15 protein-coding genes and 2 pseudogenes are annotated in these 16,490 nt (G+C 69.6%); 6 read left to right on the top strand and 11 right to left on the bottom strand.

The features are described from left to right. The 4 genes from ACFJI0_RS19235 to ACFJI0_RS19220 all read right to left on the bottom strand — a co-directional run bounded on the left by ACFJI0_RS19235 (position 1) and on the right by ACFJI0_RS19220 (position 4,384). On the bottom strand, positions 1–843 hold the full coding sequence (locus tag ACFJI0_RS19235) for an amidohydrolase family protein (protein WP_382321913.1): 843 nt from the start codon (positions 841–843) through the stop codon (positions 1–3). Positions 844–865: 22 nt separating this feature from the next. Continuing rightward, entirely contained in the window at positions 866–2,530 is a 1,665-nt protein-coding gene (locus tag ACFJI0_RS19230) for a (2,3-dihydroxybenzoyl)adenylate synthase (protein ID WP_382321912.1), read from the bottom strand. Between the two features lie 23 nt (positions 2,531–2,553). Then, a complete protein-coding gene (locus ACFJI0_RS19225) occupies positions 2,554–3,327 on the bottom strand; it encodes an SDR family NAD(P)-dependent oxidoreductase (RefSeq protein ID WP_382321911.1) in 774 nt (257 codons plus the stop codon). A gap of 82 nt (positions 3,328–3,409) precedes the next feature. Then, positions 3,410–4,384, bottom strand: coding sequence for a Bug family tripartite tricarboxylate transporter substrate binding protein (locus ACFJI0_RS19220; protein ID WP_382321910.1), 975 nt, complete (start codon positions 4,382–4,384; stop codon positions 3,410–3,412). A gap of 141 nt (positions 4,385–4,525) precedes the next feature. Here ACFJI0_RS19220 and ACFJI0_RS19215 point away from each other — a divergent pair. Together ACFJI0_RS19215 and ACFJI0_RS19210 are read left to right on the top strand one after the other, a co-directional pair. Continuing rightward, a pseudogene (locus ACFJI0_RS19215) lies at positions 4,526–4,936 on the top strand (LysR family transcriptional regulator); the annotation flags it as partial. A 64-nt stretch (positions 4,937–5,000) separates the two neighbouring features. Continuing rightward, the gene (locus ACFJI0_RS19210) at positions 5,001–5,420 is read left to right on the top strand and encodes a LysR substrate-binding domain-containing protein (RefSeq protein WP_382321909.1); all 420 of its coding nucleotides are present in this window, start codon (positions 5,001–5,003) and stop codon (positions 5,418–5,420) included. Between the two features lies 1 nt (position 5,421). Here the strand turns inward: ACFJI0_RS19210 and ACFJI0_RS19205 are convergent, their stop codons facing one another. From ACFJI0_RS19205 to ACFJI0_RS19195, 3 genes are read right to left on the bottom strand one after another with little or no spacing between them, the layout of a single operon-like run. Beyond that, positions 5,422–5,844 (bottom strand): heme-binding protein, encoded by a 423-nt coding sequence (locus tag ACFJI0_RS19205; protein WP_382321908.1) that lies wholly within the window; start codon positions 5,842–5,844, stop codon positions 5,422–5,424. Between the two features lie 52 nt (positions 5,845–5,896). After that, complete coding sequence (locus tag ACFJI0_RS19200) at positions 5,897–6,883, bottom strand: Bug family tripartite tricarboxylate transporter substrate binding protein (protein WP_382321907.1); 987 nt, start codon at positions 6,881–6,883, stop codon at positions 5,897–5,899. A 40-nt stretch (positions 6,884–6,923) separates the two neighbouring features. After that, positions 6,924–8,708: a thiamine pyrophosphate-binding protein gene (locus ACFJI0_RS19195; protein ID WP_382321906.1), complete on the bottom strand. Its 1,785-nt coding sequence runs from the start codon at positions 8,706–8,708 to the stop codon at positions 6,924–6,926. Positions 8,709–8,803: 95 nt separating this feature from the next. Here ACFJI0_RS19195 and ACFJI0_RS19190 point away from each other — a divergent pair, with 95 nt between their 5' ends. Then, positions 8,804–9,694, top strand: coding sequence for an AraC family transcriptional regulator (locus tag ACFJI0_RS19190; RefSeq protein WP_382321905.1), 891 nt, complete (start codon positions 8,804–8,806; stop codon positions 9,692–9,694). A 19-nt stretch (positions 9,695–9,713) separates the two neighbouring features. On the opposite strand, the gene ACFJI0_RS19185 is transcribed toward ACFJI0_RS19190, so the two are convergent. The 3 genes from ACFJI0_RS19185 to ACFJI0_RS19175 form a co-directional block, all read right to left on the bottom strand. Next, positions 9,714–10,673: a succinylglutamate desuccinylase/aspartoacylase family protein gene (locus ACFJI0_RS19185; protein ID WP_382321904.1), complete on the bottom strand. Its 960-nt coding sequence runs from the start codon at positions 10,671–10,673 to the stop codon at positions 9,714–9,716. 8 nt (positions 10,674–10,681) lie between these two features. Next, positions 10,682–11,662, bottom strand: coding sequence for a Bug family tripartite tricarboxylate transporter substrate binding protein (locus ACFJI0_RS19180; RefSeq protein ID WP_382321903.1), 981 nt, complete (start codon positions 11,660–11,662; stop codon positions 10,682–10,684). Positions 11,663–11,751: 89 nt separating this feature from the next. Then, the gene (locus ACFJI0_RS19175) at positions 11,752–12,645 is read right to left on the bottom strand and encodes a LysR family transcriptional regulator (RefSeq protein ID WP_382321901.1); all 894 of its coding nucleotides are present in this window, start codon (positions 12,643–12,645) and stop codon (positions 11,752–11,754) included. Positions 12,646–12,814: 169 nt separating this feature from the next. On the opposite strand from ACFJI0_RS19175, the gene ACFJI0_RS19170 reads away from it, so the two are divergent. The 3 genes and pseudogenes from ACFJI0_RS19170 to ACFJI0_RS19160 all read left to right on the top strand — a co-directional run bounded on the left by ACFJI0_RS19170 (position 12,815) and on the right by ACFJI0_RS19160 (position 15,640). Continuing rightward, positions 12,815–14,041, top strand: coding sequence for an ABC transporter substrate-binding protein (locus ACFJI0_RS19170; RefSeq protein WP_382321899.1), 1,227 nt, complete (start codon positions 12,815–12,817; stop codon positions 14,039–14,041). 112 nt (positions 14,042–14,153) lie between these two features. Further along, positions 14,154–14,942, top strand: coding sequence for an ABC transporter ATP-binding protein (locus ACFJI0_RS19165; RefSeq protein ID WP_382321898.1), 789 nt, complete (start codon positions 14,154–14,156; stop codon positions 14,940–14,942). Beyond that, positions 14,935–15,640, top strand: a pseudogene (locus ACFJI0_RS19160) (ABC transporter ATP-binding protein). Before ACFJI0_RS19165 ends, ACFJI0_RS19160 begins: the two are co-directional and overlap by 8 nt. On the opposite strand, the gene ACFJI0_RS19155 reads toward ACFJI0_RS19160, so the two are convergent. Beyond that, positions 15,637–16,473 carry an AraC family transcriptional regulator gene (locus ACFJI0_RS19155; protein ID WP_382321897.1) on the bottom strand — a complete coding sequence of 279 codons (837 nt, stop codon included), beginning with the start codon at positions 16,471–16,473 and terminating at the stop codon, positions 15,637–15,639. The pseudogene ACFJI0_RS19160 and the gene ACFJI0_RS19155 sit on opposite strands and share 4 nt — an antisense overlap. Positions 16,474–16,490: the final 17 nt, after the last annotated feature.

Here is a 16,490-nt window from a genome sequence, read left to right as displayed (position 1 = left end):
TCACAGGCCCAGCACCCTTTCGGCATTGCCGTGCATGATCTTTTCCATCACCTCGGGCTTGTAGCCCAGCTCGTCCCACTCGCGCAGGATGCGCTCGTAGGGCAGGCTGGGGTAGTCGCTGCCGAACATGATCTTGTCCTGCAGCCGGCCGCGGATGTCCACCTTCAGGTTGCCCGGGAAGTGCTTGGGCGCCCAGCCCGACATCTCCCAGTACACGTTGCCCTTGTGCAGCGCCACGGCGGTGGTCTCCTCCACCCAGGGCCAGCCGGGGTGGGCCATGATGATCTTCAGGTTCGGGAAGTCGGCGGCCAGCTGGTCGATGTGCTTGGGGTGGGCGTGGCGCACCAGCGCGCCGTTGCCACCCGGCATGCCGGCGCCCATGCCGGTGGTGCCCACGTCGATCATCACCGCCGCGCCCATGGCGTTGATCTCCTCGAACAGCGGGTAGTAGCGCCGGTCGCTCACGGCGAAGTGCTGCATGATGGGATGGAAGTGAAAGCCGATGAAGCCCAGCTCGCGGATCGCCTTGCGGGCCTGGATCATCGCGATCTCTCCCTTGGCCGGCTCCACCGCGCCCCAGCATTGGATGACCCGCTTCGGGTGGCGCTTCCACATGCCGTGCACGTATTCGTTGGTGCAGGGCGGCGCGGCGACCGTGGTCTCCAGGTCCAGCGCGACGAGGCAGGCCTCGACGCCGGCACCGGTGAACTCGGCGATCACCTCGTCTTCGGTCTTGCCGACCCAGTCCCGTTTCCAGTAGCGGGCCAGTTCGGCGGGGTAGGGTCCCTGGGACTCGATCCAGGTCGGGGTGCCGGGGTAGCAGTGCAGGTCGATGATTCGCATGGTGGCTCTTTTCTTTCGGTGTTCAGTGGGGCACGCGGCGCGCGGCCTCTTCTTCCGCGTGCTTGTGCGCGATCAGTTCGCCCAGGGCCTTCTTGGAGACCTTGCCGAAGGTGGAGACCGGGAAATCCGGCAGCACCTCCAGGCGCTCGGGCAGCTTGAACTTGGCGATTTCCTTGGTGAGCAGGAAGCCCACGAGTTCCTTCAGGTGCAGCGACTGACCCTGTTTGAGGATCACGAAGGCGCACATCTTTTCGCCCAGGGCCGCGTCGGGCATGGGCACGCAGGCCACGTTCTGCACGGCGGGGTGCATCAGGATCAGGTTCTCCACCTCTTCGGCGCTGATCTTTTCGCCGCCCCGGTTGATCAGGTCCTTCTTGCGCCCCTCCACGATGTAGTTGCCCGAGGGGTGCTTGCGCATCAGGTCGCCCGAGCGGTAGAAGCCGTCGGGCGTGAACTGGCGCGCGTTGTACTCGGGCACGCCGAAGTAGCCGCGCAGCGTGTAGGGGCCGCGCACGGTGAATTCGCCCACCTCGCCGTCGGGCACCACGCGGCCTTCTTCGTCGAGCAGCAGCACCTCGTCGTCGTCGCACACCGGGCGGCCGCAGGTCTCGAGCTTGACCTCTTCCGGGTCGCCGGCGCGCACGAACATCAGCGTGCCTTCGGACATGCCGAAGTTCTCCTGCACGAACACACCGGGGATCAGCGCGCGCGTCTTCGCGCGCACCTCGGGCTGCATGCGCTGCCCGCCGCTCTGGATCAGCTTGAGGCTGGAGAGGTCGAAGGCCTCGGCCGCGTCGTCGTTGATCAGGCGGATCAGCAGCGCGGGCACCACCTTCAGGTGCGTCACCTTGTGCTTCTCGATCAGCGCGAACATCTCGCTCGGCCGGGTGTTGGCGTGCAGCACCACCTTGGCGCCCCGGAACAGGAAGCCCTGGATGCCTGGGCAGGCCAGCGGCAGGTTGTGCGCGATCGGCAGCACCAGCAGCAGCACCGACTCGGCGTCGATCTCCGTGACCTCGGCGGCCACCTTGGAGTTGTAGGCGTAGTCGTTGTTGGTGCGCGGGATCAGCTTGGGGATGCCGGTGGTGCCACCCGAGAGCTGGAAGATGCAGGGGTCGGTCGGGTCGATGCGGATCTCGGCCAGGCGCGAGGCCGGCAGCGTGGCGGGCTTGTTGATCAGCTCGCGCAGCGAGACCTCGCCCGGGCCGGCCTCGCCGAGCACGAGGCGGAATTTCAGCGACGGGTTTTCCGCCTGCACGCGGGCGATCACCGGGGCGAAGGCGAAGTCGCCCGCCGTGTCCGGGTAGACGCAGGTGGTCGCGCCCGAGAGCTGCACGAACTGGCTGATCTCGGCGTAGCGGTGCGTGACCAGCGCCGCGATCGGGATGCAGCCGATCTTCTGCAGCGCGAAGTACAGCAGCACGAACTCGTGCACGTTGGGCAACGTGGGCACGACGCGGTCCAACGGTTTCAGACCGAGTTCGAGCAGGTTCAGCGCCAGGTTGGTGGTGGCGCGGTCGAGCTCGGCGTAGGTGAAGCTCACGTCGCCATCGATCAGCGCCACGCGGTCCGCGTAGCGGCGGAACACGGCGTCGAACTCCTGCGCCAGCGACTGGTCGCGCCAGTAGCCCTTGGCGCGGTAGCGCGCCGCGTACTCGGGGGGAAAGGGAACGAATCCTTCAAGCATGGTGGGTCTCCTGGGTGGTTCGATCAGGTCGAGCTGGTGAAGCCGCCGTCGATGACGACGACCTCGCCGGTCACGAAGCGCATGCCCTGGATCAGGTTGAGCATCACCTCGGCCACGTCGTCGGCGGTCACACAGCGCTTGAGCGGCGTGGCCTTGGCGCGCGCGCCCATGAGGGCGTCGTACTTGTCGCCCAACATGCGCTCCATCCAGTCGCCTTCCATCCAGCCCGGGGCCACGGCGTTCACGCGGATGTCCGGGCCGAGGTTCCAGGCCAGCATCTTGGTCAGGCTCACCACGGCGGCCTTGCTCGCGGCGTAGGGCAAGGGCTGCGGGCCGGGGCGCAGGCCCACGATGCTCGCGGTGTTGACGATGCAGGGCTCGCCGCCTTGCGCCTTGCCTTGGCGCAGCAGAGGCACGGCCGCGCGGCTCACCTGGAAGTTGCCGCGCACGTTGACCGCGAAGGTGCGGTCCCATTCGTCGATCTTCAGGCTCTCCAGGTCTTTCACCTTCCAGGTCGCGGTGGTGCCGGCGTTGTTGACCAGCGCATCCAGGTGGCCGAAGGCCTCGCCCACCTGGGCCAGCATCTGGCGCACGGCCGCGTCGTCGCTCACGTCGCATTGCAGCAGCAGGGTCTTCGCGCCCAGGGCCTGGGCTTCGGCGGCCACGGCCTGCGCGGCCTTGGCGCTGGAGGCGTAGTTGATGGCGACGTCGTAACCGGCCTGGGCGAGGGCCAGCACGGCGCTGCGGCCGATGCCGGTGCCGCCGCCGGTCACGAGGGCTTTTTTGCGTGGGGTCATGGTGGGTTTCTCCAGTTGAAAGGGTGAGTTCATCCCGGACACCGGCGTGACCGGTGCCCTCGGGCGGTGGGGTTGAGGCGGCTTATTGCGGCTGCACGCCGAGTTCGGTCACCAGGTGTTTCATCGCGCCCTGCTGCTGCACGAAGAACTCGCGCGCGCCGACCACGCTGTCCTGGCGCGGGTACACGCCCAGCTCGCCCAGGCGCGCGGTGACCTCGGGCGAGGCGGTGATGCGGTTCACGTCGGCGTTGATGCGCTCGACGATGGCGGCCGGCGTGCCGGCGGGCACGATGATCTGGAACCAGCCGATGGCCTCGTAGCCGGCGTAGGTCTCCGCGACGGCGGGGGCGTCGATGCCCGGCAGGCGCTTGGCCGAGGTGACGCCCACCGCGCGCAGGCGGCCGGACTTCACATGCGGCAGCAGGCCCGGCACGCCGTCCACGGTGAGCAGCGCGTCGCCCGCGAGCACGGCGGCCACGGCCTCCGGCGGGGTGCGGTAGGGCACGGTGAACATGCCCATGCCGCCGGCCTTGCTGACCATCTCGCCGGCCAGGTGCGGCAGCGAGTTGAGTTGCGGCGCGGCGAAGTTCACCTTGCCGGGCTGGGCCTTGGCGTGTTTCGCGAGGTCGCTCACCGAGCGGATGTCGCTGGCGGCCGGCACCACCAGCATCAGCGGGCTGATGCCCACCGTCGCGGCCGGGGTGAGGTCGGTGTCGGGGTTGAACTGCGGGTTCTTGAACACCAGCGGCGTGATGGTGCCCATGGCCGCCGGCACGAAGCCGATGGCGTAGCCATCGGGCGCCGAGCGGGCCAGCGCCGACATGCCGGGAATGCCGCCGGCGCCGGGCCGGTTGTCCACCACCACGCCCTGGCCCCAGGCGGCGGCGAGCTTGTCGCCCACGATGCGCGCGATCACGTCGGGTGCGGAGCCGGCGCCCACCGGCACGATCATGCGCACCGGTTTGTGGGGCCAGGCCTGGGCCATGGCGGTGGTGCTGCCCAGCATGAGCAGCAGGAAAGCCGCATGCAGGGCATGGCGTTTGGAAAGGCAGGTCATGTCGTGTCTCCGGATCGTTGGTCTTGGTGTCCCCGCTCGGTGGGGCTGAGGCGGACTCTAGGCAAACACGAGGATTCCAATAAGATGGCGTGATTGCGAAAGCGATACGAAAATCGCATCCCCCTGGAGACACACCTGCGCATGAAACTCGATCAGCTGCAGCACCTGATGGCCATCGTCGAACACGGCAGCCTGCGCTCGGCCGCGCGGCGGCTGGACATGCCCCAGCCCGCGCTCACGCGCAGCGTGCGCGCGCTGGAGCGGGAGCTGGGGGTGAGCCTGTTCGCGCGGCAGACCACGGGCATGGTGCTGACGGCCGAAGGCGTGCGCTTTCACCGACGGGCCTGCGTGATCTCCAGCGAAGCGCGCCGCGCGCGCGAGGAGGTGCAGCACCCCGGGCCGGGCTACGAAGGCACGGTGTCGGTGGCGCTGTCCATCATGCCGCACCTGGGCATGCTGCCCGATGCCCTGTCGGTGTTCCGCAAGACCTACCCCAAGGTCAAACTCAACCTCACGGAAAGCCTGATGCCCGCGGTGGAGGGCGCATTGCGCGACGGCAGCCTGGACTTCTACCTCGGCGCGGCGCCCTGGCAGAAGACCGCGCCGGGTCTTGCGCATGCAGCACCTGTGCGACAACACCCGCGTGGTGGTGTGCCGCAAGGGCCACCCGCTGGCGCGCGTGCGCAGCCTGAAGTCATTGGCCGGGGCCGACTGGGCCAGCACCACCATCGACTACAACGCCGAGGAAGACCTGGCACGCTTGTTCGCCACGCACGGCCAGCCCGCGCCGCGCGTGATGCTGAGCGCGCATTCGGCGCTGTCGGTGCAGGTGGCGCTGGTGCAGACCGACCTGCTGGCCATGCTGCCCCGGCAGTGGATGGACTTCGCGATGACGCGCGACCTGCTGGAGGTGATCCCGGTGCGCGAGCGGCTGCCGGCGCCGGCGATCGTGCTGGTGCGGCGGCCCGACCTGCCGCTCTCGCCGCCGGCCGAGTTCTTCTGCGACGTCTTGTTGCGCGGCCTGCCGAAGGCCTGAATCAGCCGGCCTGCAGCCCGGCGGCGGCCACGCCGGCCAGGCAGATCAGCTCGTCTTCATCGCCGGTGCCGCCGCTGGCGCCCACCGCGCCGAGCAGCCGGCCCTGCGGATCCTTGATCACCACGGCGCCGGTCTGCGGCAGGAACTTGCCCTCGGCCGTGGCCGCGAGCGAGACGAAGAAGTTGGGGTTGCCCTTGGCGCGCTCGCTCAGCGTGCGGCTGGACACGCCCATGCCGACCGCGCCCCAGGCTTTGGCCTGGGCGATGTCGAAGCGGAACATGCTGGCGCCGTCTTCGCTGACGAAGGCCTTGAGGTGGCCGGCGGCGTCGAGCACGGCGATGGCGATCGGCGCGTAGGCCTTCTCCTTGGAGGTGGCGAGGGCGGCGTCGAGGATCTGCCGGGCTTGATCGAGGGTGAGGCTCATGGTGGGGTGGCGGTTCGGAAAGGGAAAAAAGGGGCGCGCGATCTTGCCACGCTCAGTCTTCGGGCTTGAAGCCGGTGACCTTGACCACGTGGGCCCAGAACGCGTGGTTCTCGCGGATGGCCTTGGCCAGGCCCTCGGGCGTGACGCGCATGACCTCCAGGCCGTTCTTGTCGATCACGTCCTTCATCGCGGCCGAGGCCAGCGCGTCGTTCACGGCGGTGTTGAGCGCGGCCACCTTGGCCCGCTCCATGCCCGCCGGGCCGTACCAGCCGAGCCAGTCGACGAAGGCCACGTCCTTGTAGCCGAGCTCGGTCAGCGTGGGCGTGTCGGGCAGGGCCTTCCAGCGCGTGGGCGCCGAGACCGCGAGCGCGCGCAGGCTGCCCGCGCGGATGTGCGGCAGCACCTCGCTGACCACGTTGAAGCTGACCGGGATCTGGCCGCCGCGCAGGTCGGTGAGCAGCGGCGCGCCGCCCTTGTAGGGCACGGCCTGCATGTCCACGCCCGACTGCTTGCCCAGCATGGCGCCGGCCAGGTGCAGCGAGGAGCCGGTGGCCGGCACGCCGTAGTTGGCCTGGGCCGGGTTGGCCTTGGCCCACTTCAGGTAGTCGGCCACGCTGCGGATCTCGGCCGGCAGGCCCGGGCCGGCGGTGAAGACGGCGGTGTAGGTGCACAGCCCGGCGATGGGCGTGAAGTCGGCCAGCGTGTCGTAGGGCAGCTTCTTGAACACGTGCGGGTGCAGCGTCATGACCGAGCTCGGGCAGCCGAACAGGGTGTTGCCGTCGGGCGCCGAGCGCTTGACGAACTCGGCCGCGATGCGGCCGCCCGCGCCGGGTTTGCTGTCGTAGATGATGGGTTGCGGGTACTTGCCGCGCAGCTGGTCGATCAGCGGGCGCGCGACCTGGTCGCCCAGGCCGCCGCCGACCGGAAAGCCCGACCACAGCGTGGCGTTGGCGGCCGGGGCCTGGGCGAACGCGGGCAGGCCGGTGGTGGCCAGGCCACCGAAGGCGGCGCTGGCGCGCAGCAGGGTTCTGCGTTGCATGTCTTGTCTCCTGTTGTTGTGGAAAACGGGGCGCCCGGTGTCAGGGCGGGTCGAGCCGGGTGAGCGAGGCGAAACCGTATTTGTTCATGCCCACGAACGCGCCCACCGCCGGGTGTGGCACGAAGCGGGTGCGGCAGTCGAGCACGGCGGGCAGGCCGGAGGCGATCGCGCGCTGCAAGGCGGGGGCCACGTCGGCCGCGCGCGTGACCACCTCGCCGTGGCAGCCGAAGCCGCGCGCGATCGCCGCGTAGTCGGTGTCTTCCAGGCCGGTGGCGATCTCGAAGCCGAGCCCGGCCTTCTGGCCCATGCGGATCACGCCCCAGGCCGCGTTGTTGTGCACCACCGTGATCACCGGCAGGCGGTGGCGGCGCGCGGTGTCGAGTTCGTTGAGCGTGAAGCCGAAGGCGCCGTCGCCGGTGATGTTGAGCACCGGGCGGCCGGGGAACTGCGTCTGCAGCGCGATCGCGGCCGGCAGGCCGTAGCCCAGGTGGGACATGCCGGGTTCGTGAAAGCGCGTGCGCACCTCGTGCACCGGCGTGAGGTCGTTGCTCCAGAAGGTGGTGTGGCCGCCGTCGTAGACCGCGAGCGCGTCGGCCGGCAGCGCATCGCCCAGGGCCTTGGCCAGCGCGGCGGGGTGCATCACGGGGTCGGGGTCGGCCACCATGCGCGCGAGCTGGCCTTCGTGCACCGCACGCACCGCGCGCAGCTCGGCGAGCCAGGCGCCGTCGGCCGGCGCGGCGCCGTCGCCAAGGGCGGCGAGCAGGTCGCGCAGCGCCTCGCCCGCGTCGGCCTGCATGCGCACCTCGTGCAGCGCGGCCTGGCCGAGCGAAGACGGGTCGATGTTGATGTTGATGAGGCGGTGGTGGCGCCGCGCGAGCGCGCCGCGCGCGTCCCACATCCACGACGACCAGCGGCAGCCCACGCTGAGGATCACGTCCGCGCGCTCGAAGGCGTGTTTCACCGAATCGCCCGCGATGATGCCGCCGTGGCCGATGAAGTGCGGGCTGTCCGAGGGCACCACGCCCAGCGCCATCTGCGTGGGCACCACCGGCGCGTTCAGGCGCTGGGCCAGCGCGCGCAGCGCGGTGGCGGCCCCGGCGGCCACCACGCCGCCACCGCCCACGATGAGCGGGCGCTGCGCGCCGCGCAGCAGCCGCACCGCGGCCTTCACCGAGGCCTGGGCCGGGCGCGGCCCGAGCGTGGCGCGGTAGCGCCCGGGGGCCACGTCGAACTCGTCGGCCGCGAAGGCGTGCACCTCGCCCAGCACGTCCTGCGGAATGTCCAGGTGCACCGGGCCGGGCCGCCCGCCCAGGGCCTCGCGGAAGGCGCGCCGCGCGAGTTCCGGCATGCGGCGCGCGTCGTGCACGACCGCGTTCCATTTGGTCAGGGGCCGGGTCACGGCCACCGTGTCCAGGTCCATGAACACACCGCTGTGCGGATACGACGAGGCGCGGTGCTGGTTGGTGGTGACGGCCAGCAGCGGCAGGTTGTTGTTGAAGGCCACGCCCAGGCCGGCGGCGAGGTTGAGGCCGCCGGGGCCCAGCTCGCCCACGGCCACCGCGAGCCGGCCGGTGCCCGCGTGCACGGCGGCGGCCATCATCGGCCCGGCGGCTTCGTGGCGCACGCCGATGAAGCGGATGCGCGGCTCGCGGCTGAGCGCGTGGAACAGCGGCGAGAGCTTGCCGCCCACGATGCCGAACACCGTGTCCACGCCCTCGGCCAGCAGCACGTTCACCAGCGCCTGCGCCCCCGTGAGGCGCAGGGGCGGGACGGCGGTCGCGGGCGCCGGCGGCAGCGCGGCGTCGGGGTGGGGGTTGCGTGTCATGGAGGCGGATGATGCGCGAGCCGCGCCGCCGAAGCGATGGACGTTTCGGCCCGATTCAGGTACTTTTCCGGCATCGCCTGCCACCCGCCCCTGCCATGACCGCCTCCCCCTTGCTGCTCGTTCCCTTCCGGGAAGTCCGCCACGACCAGCCCGACGACTGCCTGCATTACGAGTCCGTGGCGGTGCGCGGCGCCGAAATGGACTGGACGATTCCGGCGCACCGGCACGAGGGTTTGCACCAGTTCCAGTTCCTCGCGCACGGCAGCGTGCGCGGCACCATCGACGGCCAGGACTTCGAGGCCCAGGCCCCGGTGATGCTGCTGCTCGCGCCAGGCTCGGTGCACGGCTTCACCTACACGCCCGACGCCGTGGGCCACCAGGTCACGCTGCCCACCACCACGCTGCGCCAGCTGCTGGGCGGCTCGAACCTGGTGGACGACGGGCTGGGCACCTCCTGCGTGTTGCCGCGCCTGCAGGACGGGGACGAGGCGGAATGCGCGAACCTCTTCGCGCAGGTGGCGCGCGAGTTCCGCGCCCAGCACCCGGGCCGCGTGCACGCGCTGCTGGCCAGCGCCACGCTGCTCGCCGTGCAATACCTGCGCCGCCGCGGCGAGCACTTCAAGCGCGAGCGCGGGCAGGGCGAGCGCGACGCGCTGGTCAAGCGCTACCTCGCGCTGGTCGAGCAGCACTACCGCGAGCACGAGCCGCTGAGCTTCTACGCGTTGGCCCTGGGCGTGACGCCCGACCACCTCAGCCGCACCTGCCGCCACGTGGCGCGCCAGTCGGCGCTGCAGATCCTGCACGAGCGGCTGATGCTGGAGGCGCGCCGCCTGCTGGCGTATTCGTCGCTGCCGGTGGCGCAGGTGGCGCAGCAACTGGGCTACGACGACGCGGCCTACTTCAGCAAGTTCTTCGGCCGCGCGGTGGGCAACACGCCCTCGGACTACCGCGCGCTGGTGGCCAGCGGGGTGCGCGGCGCGGCCTGACGAAACGCCGTGCGGGAGGTCAGTCGAGCGCTTCGCGGCGCGCGAACCGCACCACCGTCACACCCCGGCGGGCCTGCCGCGTCGAGGGCATCACGAGCACACAGTCGTCGTGCGGCGTCACCACCGGCTCGCCGTCGTTGTCCCCGATGACGGTGCCCGCGTGGGCAATCGTCTCCAAACCCAGGAAGCGCTCGGTGAAGAAGAAGCGGGGGCTTCTCGCCACCACCGCCCCGGTCACGTGCAGCGCCCACTGCCGGGGGGCGTCGGGCTGCCTCCACCCTGGCATCCATCGGAGCGCGCCCGCATGCGTGACCGTGCCGGCCTGAAGCAGGAAGCGCGCGCACTGATCGCGGGCGACATCGAGGCTGGTCGGGTCGCCGTGATAGCCACATTCGATGAGCAGGGAGCGCGTGTCGGGCGCGTCCTCGTCCGGCAGGCCGAACTGGCCATAGTCCCGCATGCGCACCCCGTCCTGATGACCCGTGTCCACGACCACGTGCGCTGGCCCGCCCAGCTGGCGCGCCAGCGCCAGGTTGCGCCGGTGCAACCCCACCAGCGAGAGCGGTTGTCCTGGCTCGTGCATGGAGTGCAGGTCCAGCAGCCATTGCGCGCGTTCGACAAAGGGCTCCAGGGCGGCAGCGCGTTGGCGTTCGCGGGTGTCGGCACCGCGCAGGCGCTCTGGCGTCCATTGCCGGTTCATGTCTTCGTCGATGAACCGAGATGCATCGCTGTCGGCCGGGTCGAAGCGGTCGAAGGCCGCCAGATTGCAGAACGCCAGCGTGAGCGAACCGGCCTCGGGCCGCAGGCCCGCCTCCAGGAGTTCCTTCACCGCCCAGGCACCACACAACTCGTTGCCATGCACCAGCGCGCTCAGCATGACGCGGCGGCCGGCCACGCCGGTGTCGAAGTGCCACACGCCTTCGACGCCGGTGTTGCCGACGCGCCAGCGGCCGAGATCGGGAGGGCTGAGGGAGAACATGGGATGGCTCATTCCTTGATGTTCGCGAAGTCGACGATCTTCTGGTACTTCGCCGACTCCGTGGCGAGAAACCCGTTCATCTCGACGTTGAGCGGCGCCACGGTCGACCCGCTGTCCTCCAGCTTCTTGCGGAACTCCGGTGTCTGCAGGGATTCGGCGAGCGCGTTGCGCAGGCGCACCGTGATCGCCTCGGGCAGATTGGGTGGCGCCATCAGGGCAAACCAGACACTGATGTCCATCTGGTTGAGCGAGGGGTGATCGGCCAGCGGCGCGATGTCCAGGGCGACGGCCGAGCGCTTCTTCTCGGTGATGCCCAGGGCCACCACCTTGCCACCGCGGATGTGCGGCAGCCCGCTGGAGAGCACGTACACACCGAAATCGACCGTGCCAGCGTACAGGTCTGTCGTCAGCGGGCCGACACCGCGGTAAGGAATATGCGACATGAAAAGGCCGGCCTGCTGCTTGGCCATTTCCGCCGACAGGTGCAGCGCGGTGCCCACCCCGGAGCTGCCGTAGATGTACTTGCCAGGCCTGGACTTGACCGTCTTGATGAACTGGTCCACCGTCTTGACGCCGCTCTGCGTGGAGGCCACCAGCACCATGGGCTGCGACGCCACCAGCCCGATGGGCGTGAAATCCTTGTAGCTGTATTTGACCGAAGACGAAATGAGGCGGTTGATCGCGATCTCGTTGTTGGCCCCCAGGAGAAGCGTGTAGCCGTCCGGTGCCGCCCGCGAAACCTTGTGCGCGCCAATGGCACCGCCCGCGCCGCCCACGTTTTCCACGATGACGGCGACGCCCAGCTTCTTCGCCAGCTGGTCGGCCACGGCCCGGCCGGTGAGGTCGGTGCTCCCGCCGGGTGGGTAGGCCACCACGACCGTGATCGGACGCTCTGGATAGGCGCCGGTCTGGGCCAGCGCGGCAGGCGCCAGGCCCACGGACAGCACCATCGGCAGGACGGTGGAAAGGACGCGGTGAAGGTTTCTCATGTGGGTCTCCTCTTTGAACAACCGCGATTCTTGGTGTCGGGGCCTTTCGCCAAGGTGCTGAAACGGCACCTTTCAGTGCCTTTTTGACATCAGCCCACGCAGGAGACCTCCCAGAGCCTTTCCGCCAGCGATGAGAGGCGCCGTTTGGTGCGGACCATCCGGATCTCGAAAACGACCTCCAGCGCCTTGCCGGCCAGCGGGGTGACCTTTCCTGCCTTGTGGGCCCCCACCACCAGCGACCAGGGCAGCCATGCAACGCCCAGTCCCTTGAGCACGTACTCCAGCAGGGCGTCGGCCGAATCGCATTGCAGAGTGTGCGTCAGACGCGGGGCTTGGGCATGGTTCGAGAGGTGATCGGAGACCAGCTGTCCCAGCGCCAGCGTGTTGGCGTAGGCCAGATAAGGCACGGGTTTGCTGGACGAGAAGTTGTAGAGCGGCTTTCCGCCGGCGCTGGCGCGCGACACCGGCACCAGCCGGTCGTGTGCCATGGTGTGCTGCAGGTACCGGGAGGGTTGCAGGCGCACGCTGATGGCGGGGTGGTAGTAGGTCAGCAGGAAGTCGGCATCGCCGCGCTCGAAGCGCTGCAGCGACTCGCCCATCGACCCGGTGCGCACGTGGACCAGCGCCCCGGCAGTGTGGGCCCTGATTCGCCACAGCCAGTCGGCGGCCAGCGTCCGGGCCAGGGTACGGCCGGTGGCCAGCGTGAGAACGTTCTGCCCGGGGAAAGCGTGGTCCTGGATCTCGCTGCGGGCGGATGCCAGTGCCTCCACCGCTTGCCGCGCATGCTGGAGCAGGGTTTCTCCGGCGGGGGTGAAGCTCAACGGCGCGCCATCCCGCGACACCAGCTCCGCGCCGGCCCATTGTTCCAGGCTGCGGATCCGCCGGCCGAACGCGGGGTGGGTGACATGGCGCCGAGCCGCGGCCCGCACGAAGCTCTGGGTCTCGGCCAGGGCAATCAGGTCTTCCAGCCATTTGATCTGCATGGGGTGGTCCTCGTTGAAGGGATGGCACATGATGCGTGGAAGTGGTCATGTGGGTTTTGAGTAGATTCCTGTGCCTTCAGACCATGGTTGAGGGGGCCCCCGTCTCCTAGCATTGGCCCGACTCGAACACCCTTGTTCGGGGCCATCACCAAAACAGGAGACAAGCAGCATGGATCTGAAACTGTGGGCCGCCGCGTCCGTTGTCGCCGCCGCCAGCGTGGGCGTGGCCCAGGCTCAAACCGCCCAGCAGGGCAAACTGTCGAACGACGTGCTGCGCATCGGCGTGTTGACCGACATCTCCGGCGTCTACGCCGACATCTCGGGCAAGGGCGCGGTCGAGGCCGTGAAGATGGCCGTGGAGGACTTCGGCGGCAAGATGTTCGGCAAGCCGATCGAGGTGGTTTTCGCCGATCACCAGAACAAGGCCGACGTGGGCGCCGCGAAGGCGCGCGAGTGGTACGACTCGGGCAACGTGGACATGATCAACGACCTCGCCAACTCCGGCGTGGCGCTGGCCGTGGCCGGCGTGGCGAAGGAGAAGAAGCGCCACGCCATCGTGAACAACGCCTCCAACGTGGGCGTGACCAACGCGCAGTGCTCGCCCTACGCGGTGCACTACACCTACGACGCGTACGCCCTGGCCAACGGCACGGGCAAGGCCATCGTGGAAGGCGGCGGCGACACCTGGTTCTTCCTGACGGTGGACTTCGCCTTCGGCATCGGCCTGGAGCAGCAGGTGGGTGACGTGGTGCGCAACGCCAAGGGCCGCGTGGTGGGCGCCGCGCGCCACCCGCTGGGCACGACGGACTTCTCGTCCTACGTGCTGCAGGCGCAGGCCTCCAAGGCCAAGATCATCGGCCTGGCCTCCACCGGCAACGACACCATCAACGCGATCAAGGCGGCCAACGAGTTCGGCCTGACCAAGAACCAGAAGCTCGCCGCGCTGCTGCTGTGGATCCAGGACGTGCACGCCCTGGGCCTGCCGACCGCGCAGGGCCTGCAGCTCACCAACGCCTGGTACTGGGACATGAACGACGAGACGCGCGCCTTCGCCAAGCGCTACCAGCAGCGCGTGGGCGGCCAGATGCCCAACATGGCGCACGCGGGCGACTACTCGTCCACCCTGCATTACCTCAAGGCCGTGCAGGCCGCCGGTTCCGACGACCCGGACGCCGTCTCGGTCAAGATGCGCGAGCTGCCGATCAACGACATGTTCGCCAAGGGCGGCAAGATCCGCGAAGACGGGCGCATGGTGCACGACATGTACCTGTGGCAGGTGAAGGCGCCGGCCGAGTCCAAGTACCCGTGGGACTACCTGAAGCTGGTGAAGACGATCCCTGGCGAGCAGGCCTTCATGCCGCTGGCGCAGAGCACCTGCTACCTGGTCAAGAAGTAAGAAGCCCCCCGTTGCTTGCTCACTGCGTGTAGCCGCATACCCCCCACCGGGGGGCGGGCCGGCCGCTTCGGAGCGGCCGTGCGCAGCGGCCCCTTGATTGCCTCTCTCCACCATGTCTTCTATCCTCGAAACGCAGGGCCTCTCGCGCAGCTTCAACGGGTTTCACGCCGTCTCGAACGTGAACCTGTCGGTGCGCGAAGGCAGCATCCACGCCCTGATCGGCCCCAACGGCGCGGGCAAGACGACCTGCTTCAACCTGCTCACCCGCTTCATCGACGCGAGCGCCGGCCGCATCCGCTTCCAGGGCCAGGACATCACGCGCACACCGGCCGACGCGGTGGCGCGCCAGGGCCTGGTGCGCTCGTTCCAGATCTCGGCCGTGTTCGGCCAGCTCAGCGTGTTCGAGAACGTGCGCCTGGCGGTGCAGCGCCGCCGCGGCCATTCGCTGGACTGGTGGCGCAGCGACCGCGCGCTGGCCCAGTACGACGGCCGCACCCGCGAGCTGCTGGACGAGGCCGGCCTCTCGGCCTGGGCCGAGCACAGCGCCGGTGAACTGCCCTACGGCCGCAAGCGCGCGCTGGAGCTGGCGACCACGCTGGCGCTGGAGCCGCGCGTGCTGCTGCTCGACGAGCCCATGGCCGGCATGGGCGCCGAGGACATCGCCCACGCGGCGGCGATGATCCGCCAGGCCGCGCGCGGGCGCACCGTGCTCATGGTGGAACACAACCTCTCGGTGGTGGCCGACCTGTGCGACCGCATCACCGTGCTGGCGCGCAGCGAGGTGCTGGCCGAGGGCGACTACGCCAGCGTTTCGCGCGACCCGCGCGTGGTCGAGGCCTACCTGGGCCATCGCCATGGCGGCCAGCGCAAGCACCACAAGGCGGAGGCCCCGCATGGCTGAACCGCTGCTGACCCTGCGCGACGTGAGGGCCTGGTACGGGCCGAGCCAGGCCTTGCACGGCGCGAGCCTGGACGTGCGCGAAGGCGAGCTGGTCACGCTGCTCGGCCGCAACGGCGCCGGCAAGTCCACCCTGCTCAAGACCGTGATGGGCATGATGGGCCGGCGCCAGGGCTCGATCCGCTTCCAGGGCCGGGAACTCATCGGGATGGCGCCGCACCACATCGGCCGCTTGGGGCTGGCCTTCTGCCCGGACGACCGGGGCATCTACGCCTCGCTCACGGTGCGCGAGAACCTGCGCCTGCCGCCCGTGGTGGCCGAGGGCGGCATGAGCGAGCAGGCGCTGTACGAGCTGTTCCCCCAACCTCGCGCAGCGCGCCGGCTCGGCCGGCACGCACCTCTCGGGCGGCGAGCAGCAGATGCTGGCGATCGCGCGCATCCTGCGCACCGGCGCGCGCGTGCTGCTGCTGGACGAACCCACCGAGGGCCTGGCCCCGGTGATCGTGGACCGCATCGGCGAGCTCATCCGCCAGCTGAAAGGGCAGGGCTACACCATCGTGCTGGTGGAGCAGAACGTGCATTTCGCGGCCGAGCTGGCCGACCGGCACTGCCTGATGGAATCGGGCCGCATCACCGACACCTTCGACGCGGCCACGCTGCTGCGCGATTTCGACGCCATTACCGCCAGGATCGGAGTCTAGAGATGGCGCATCCTGTAATCGGAAGGGCGAAATCCCGTCAACCGTTTGAACGTGTTGGAGAACGCGAACGGGTTCACGTAGCCCACGCTGCGCGCGATCGCCTCGACCTTCTCGTCGCTGGTGCGCAGCAGGTGGGCCGCGTGCGCGATGCGCAGCGTGGCGAGCTGGCGGCCGGGGCTGCGGCCCAGGTTCTTCTGGCACAGGCGGCGCAGGTGCTCCTCGCTGGTGTTGGCCAGGCTGGCCAGGTCGGCCAGGGTCCAGTCGCGCGCCAGGTCGGCCTTCACCGCGTTCCACACCGGCACCAGGCGCGGCTCGCGCTGCAGCGGTTCGAGCAGGCGGGCCACGTAGCGCTCGATCACGTCCACCCACACCACGCAGGTGCCGGGGTCGGCCGCGCCCTGCATCTCGCCGTGCAGGCCGAGGATGGCGTGCTCCAGCACCTGGCCGTCGAACGGGCTCATGGTCGGGGCCATGGCACCGTCCACCGAGCGCACCGAGTCGGGCATGAAGCGCACCCAGGCCAGCCGCCAGCGCTGGCCCGGCACGCAATGGAAGGCGTGCAGCACGTGCGCGGGCGCGAAGCTCACGCTGCCGGGCTTGTGCGGGTACCAGCGGCCGTCGAGCAGGGTCTGGCCTTCGCCGCTCAGGCAGACCTGCATGAAGGCCCCGCTCAGGTGCGTGCGCACCACCGTGTAAGGCGCGGCCGCGTCCACCACCGCCACGTGGGCGATGTGGCGCGCGGCCAGGGCATCGCAATGTTCGGCGCGCACCACCGTCTGCACGGTGGCGTCGCCCAGCACATGGGTTTCTGTGGAGATATCGGGATGTTTCATCGACATGGCCTGCGCAT

Origin of the sequence: Hydrogenophaga sp. UC242_53, assembly GCF_042696965.1 — a bacterium.
GTDB lineage: Bacteria > Pseudomonadota > Gammaproteobacteria > Burkholderiales > Burkholderiaceae_C > Hydrogenophaga.
Note: the sequence above shows the minus strand (reverse complement) of the source record. Positions and strands in the feature narration are given on the sequence as shown.

Excerpts from the sequence above, each read along its gene's own strand:
- ACFJI0_RS19220 (WP_382321910.1), bottom strand. The coding sequence starts at position 4,384 with ATGACCTGCCTTTCCAAACGCCATGCCCTGCATGCGGCTTTCCTGCTG.
- ACFJI0_RS19210 (WP_382321909.1), top strand. The coding sequence starts at position 5,001 with ATGCAGCACCTGTGCGACAACACCCGCGTGGTGGTGTGCCGCAAGGGC.
- ACFJI0_RS19155 (WP_382321897.1), bottom strand. The coding sequence starts at position 16,473 with ATGAAACATCCCGATATCTCCACAGAAACCCATGTGCTGGGCGACGCC.
- ACFJI0_RS19195 (WP_382321906.1), bottom strand. The coding sequence starts at position 8,708 with ATGACACGCAACCCCCACCCCGACGCCGCGCTGCCGCCGGCGCCCGCG.
- ACFJI0_RS19175 (WP_382321901.1), bottom strand. The coding sequence starts at position 12,645 with ATGCAGATCAAATGGCTGGAAGACCTGATTGCCCTGGCCGAGACCCAG.
- ACFJI0_RS19225 (WP_382321911.1), bottom strand. The coding sequence starts at position 3,327 with ATGACCCCACGCAAAAAAGCCCTCGTGACCGGCGGCGGCACCGGCATC.
- ACFJI0_RS19170 (WP_382321899.1), top strand. The coding sequence starts at position 12,815 with ATGGATCTGAAACTGTGGGCCGCCGCGTCCGTTGTCGCCGCCGCCAGC.
- ACFJI0_RS19205 (WP_382321908.1), bottom strand. The coding sequence starts at position 5,844 with ATGAGCCTCACCCTCGATCAAGCCCGGCAGATCCTCGACGCCGCCCTC.
- ACFJI0_RS19190 (WP_382321905.1), top strand. The coding sequence starts at position 8,804 with ATGACCGCCTCCCCCTTGCTGCTCGTTCCCTTCCGGGAAGTCCGCCAC.
- ACFJI0_RS19230 (WP_382321912.1), bottom strand. The coding sequence starts at position 2,530 with ATGCTTGAAGGATTCGTTCCCTTTCCCCCCGAGTACGCGGCGCGCTAC.
- ACFJI0_RS19165 (WP_382321898.1), top strand. The coding sequence starts at position 14,154 with ATGTCTTCTATCCTCGAAACGCAGGGCCTCTCGCGCAGCTTCAACGGG.
- ACFJI0_RS19185 (WP_382321904.1), bottom strand. The coding sequence starts at position 10,673 with ATGTTCTCCCTCAGCCCTCCCGATCTCGGCCGCTGGCGCGTCGGCAAC.
- ACFJI0_RS19180 (WP_382321903.1), bottom strand. The coding sequence starts at position 11,662 with ATGAGAAACCTTCACCGCGTCCTTTCCACCGTCCTGCCGATGGTGCTG.
- ACFJI0_RS19200 (WP_382321907.1), bottom strand. The coding sequence starts at position 6,883 with ATGCAACGCAGAACCCTGCTGCGCGCCAGCGCCGCCTTCGGTGGCCTG.
- ACFJI0_RS19235 (WP_382321913.1), bottom strand. The coding sequence starts at position 843 with ATGCGAATCATCGACCTGCACTGCTACCCCGGCACCCCGACCTGGATC.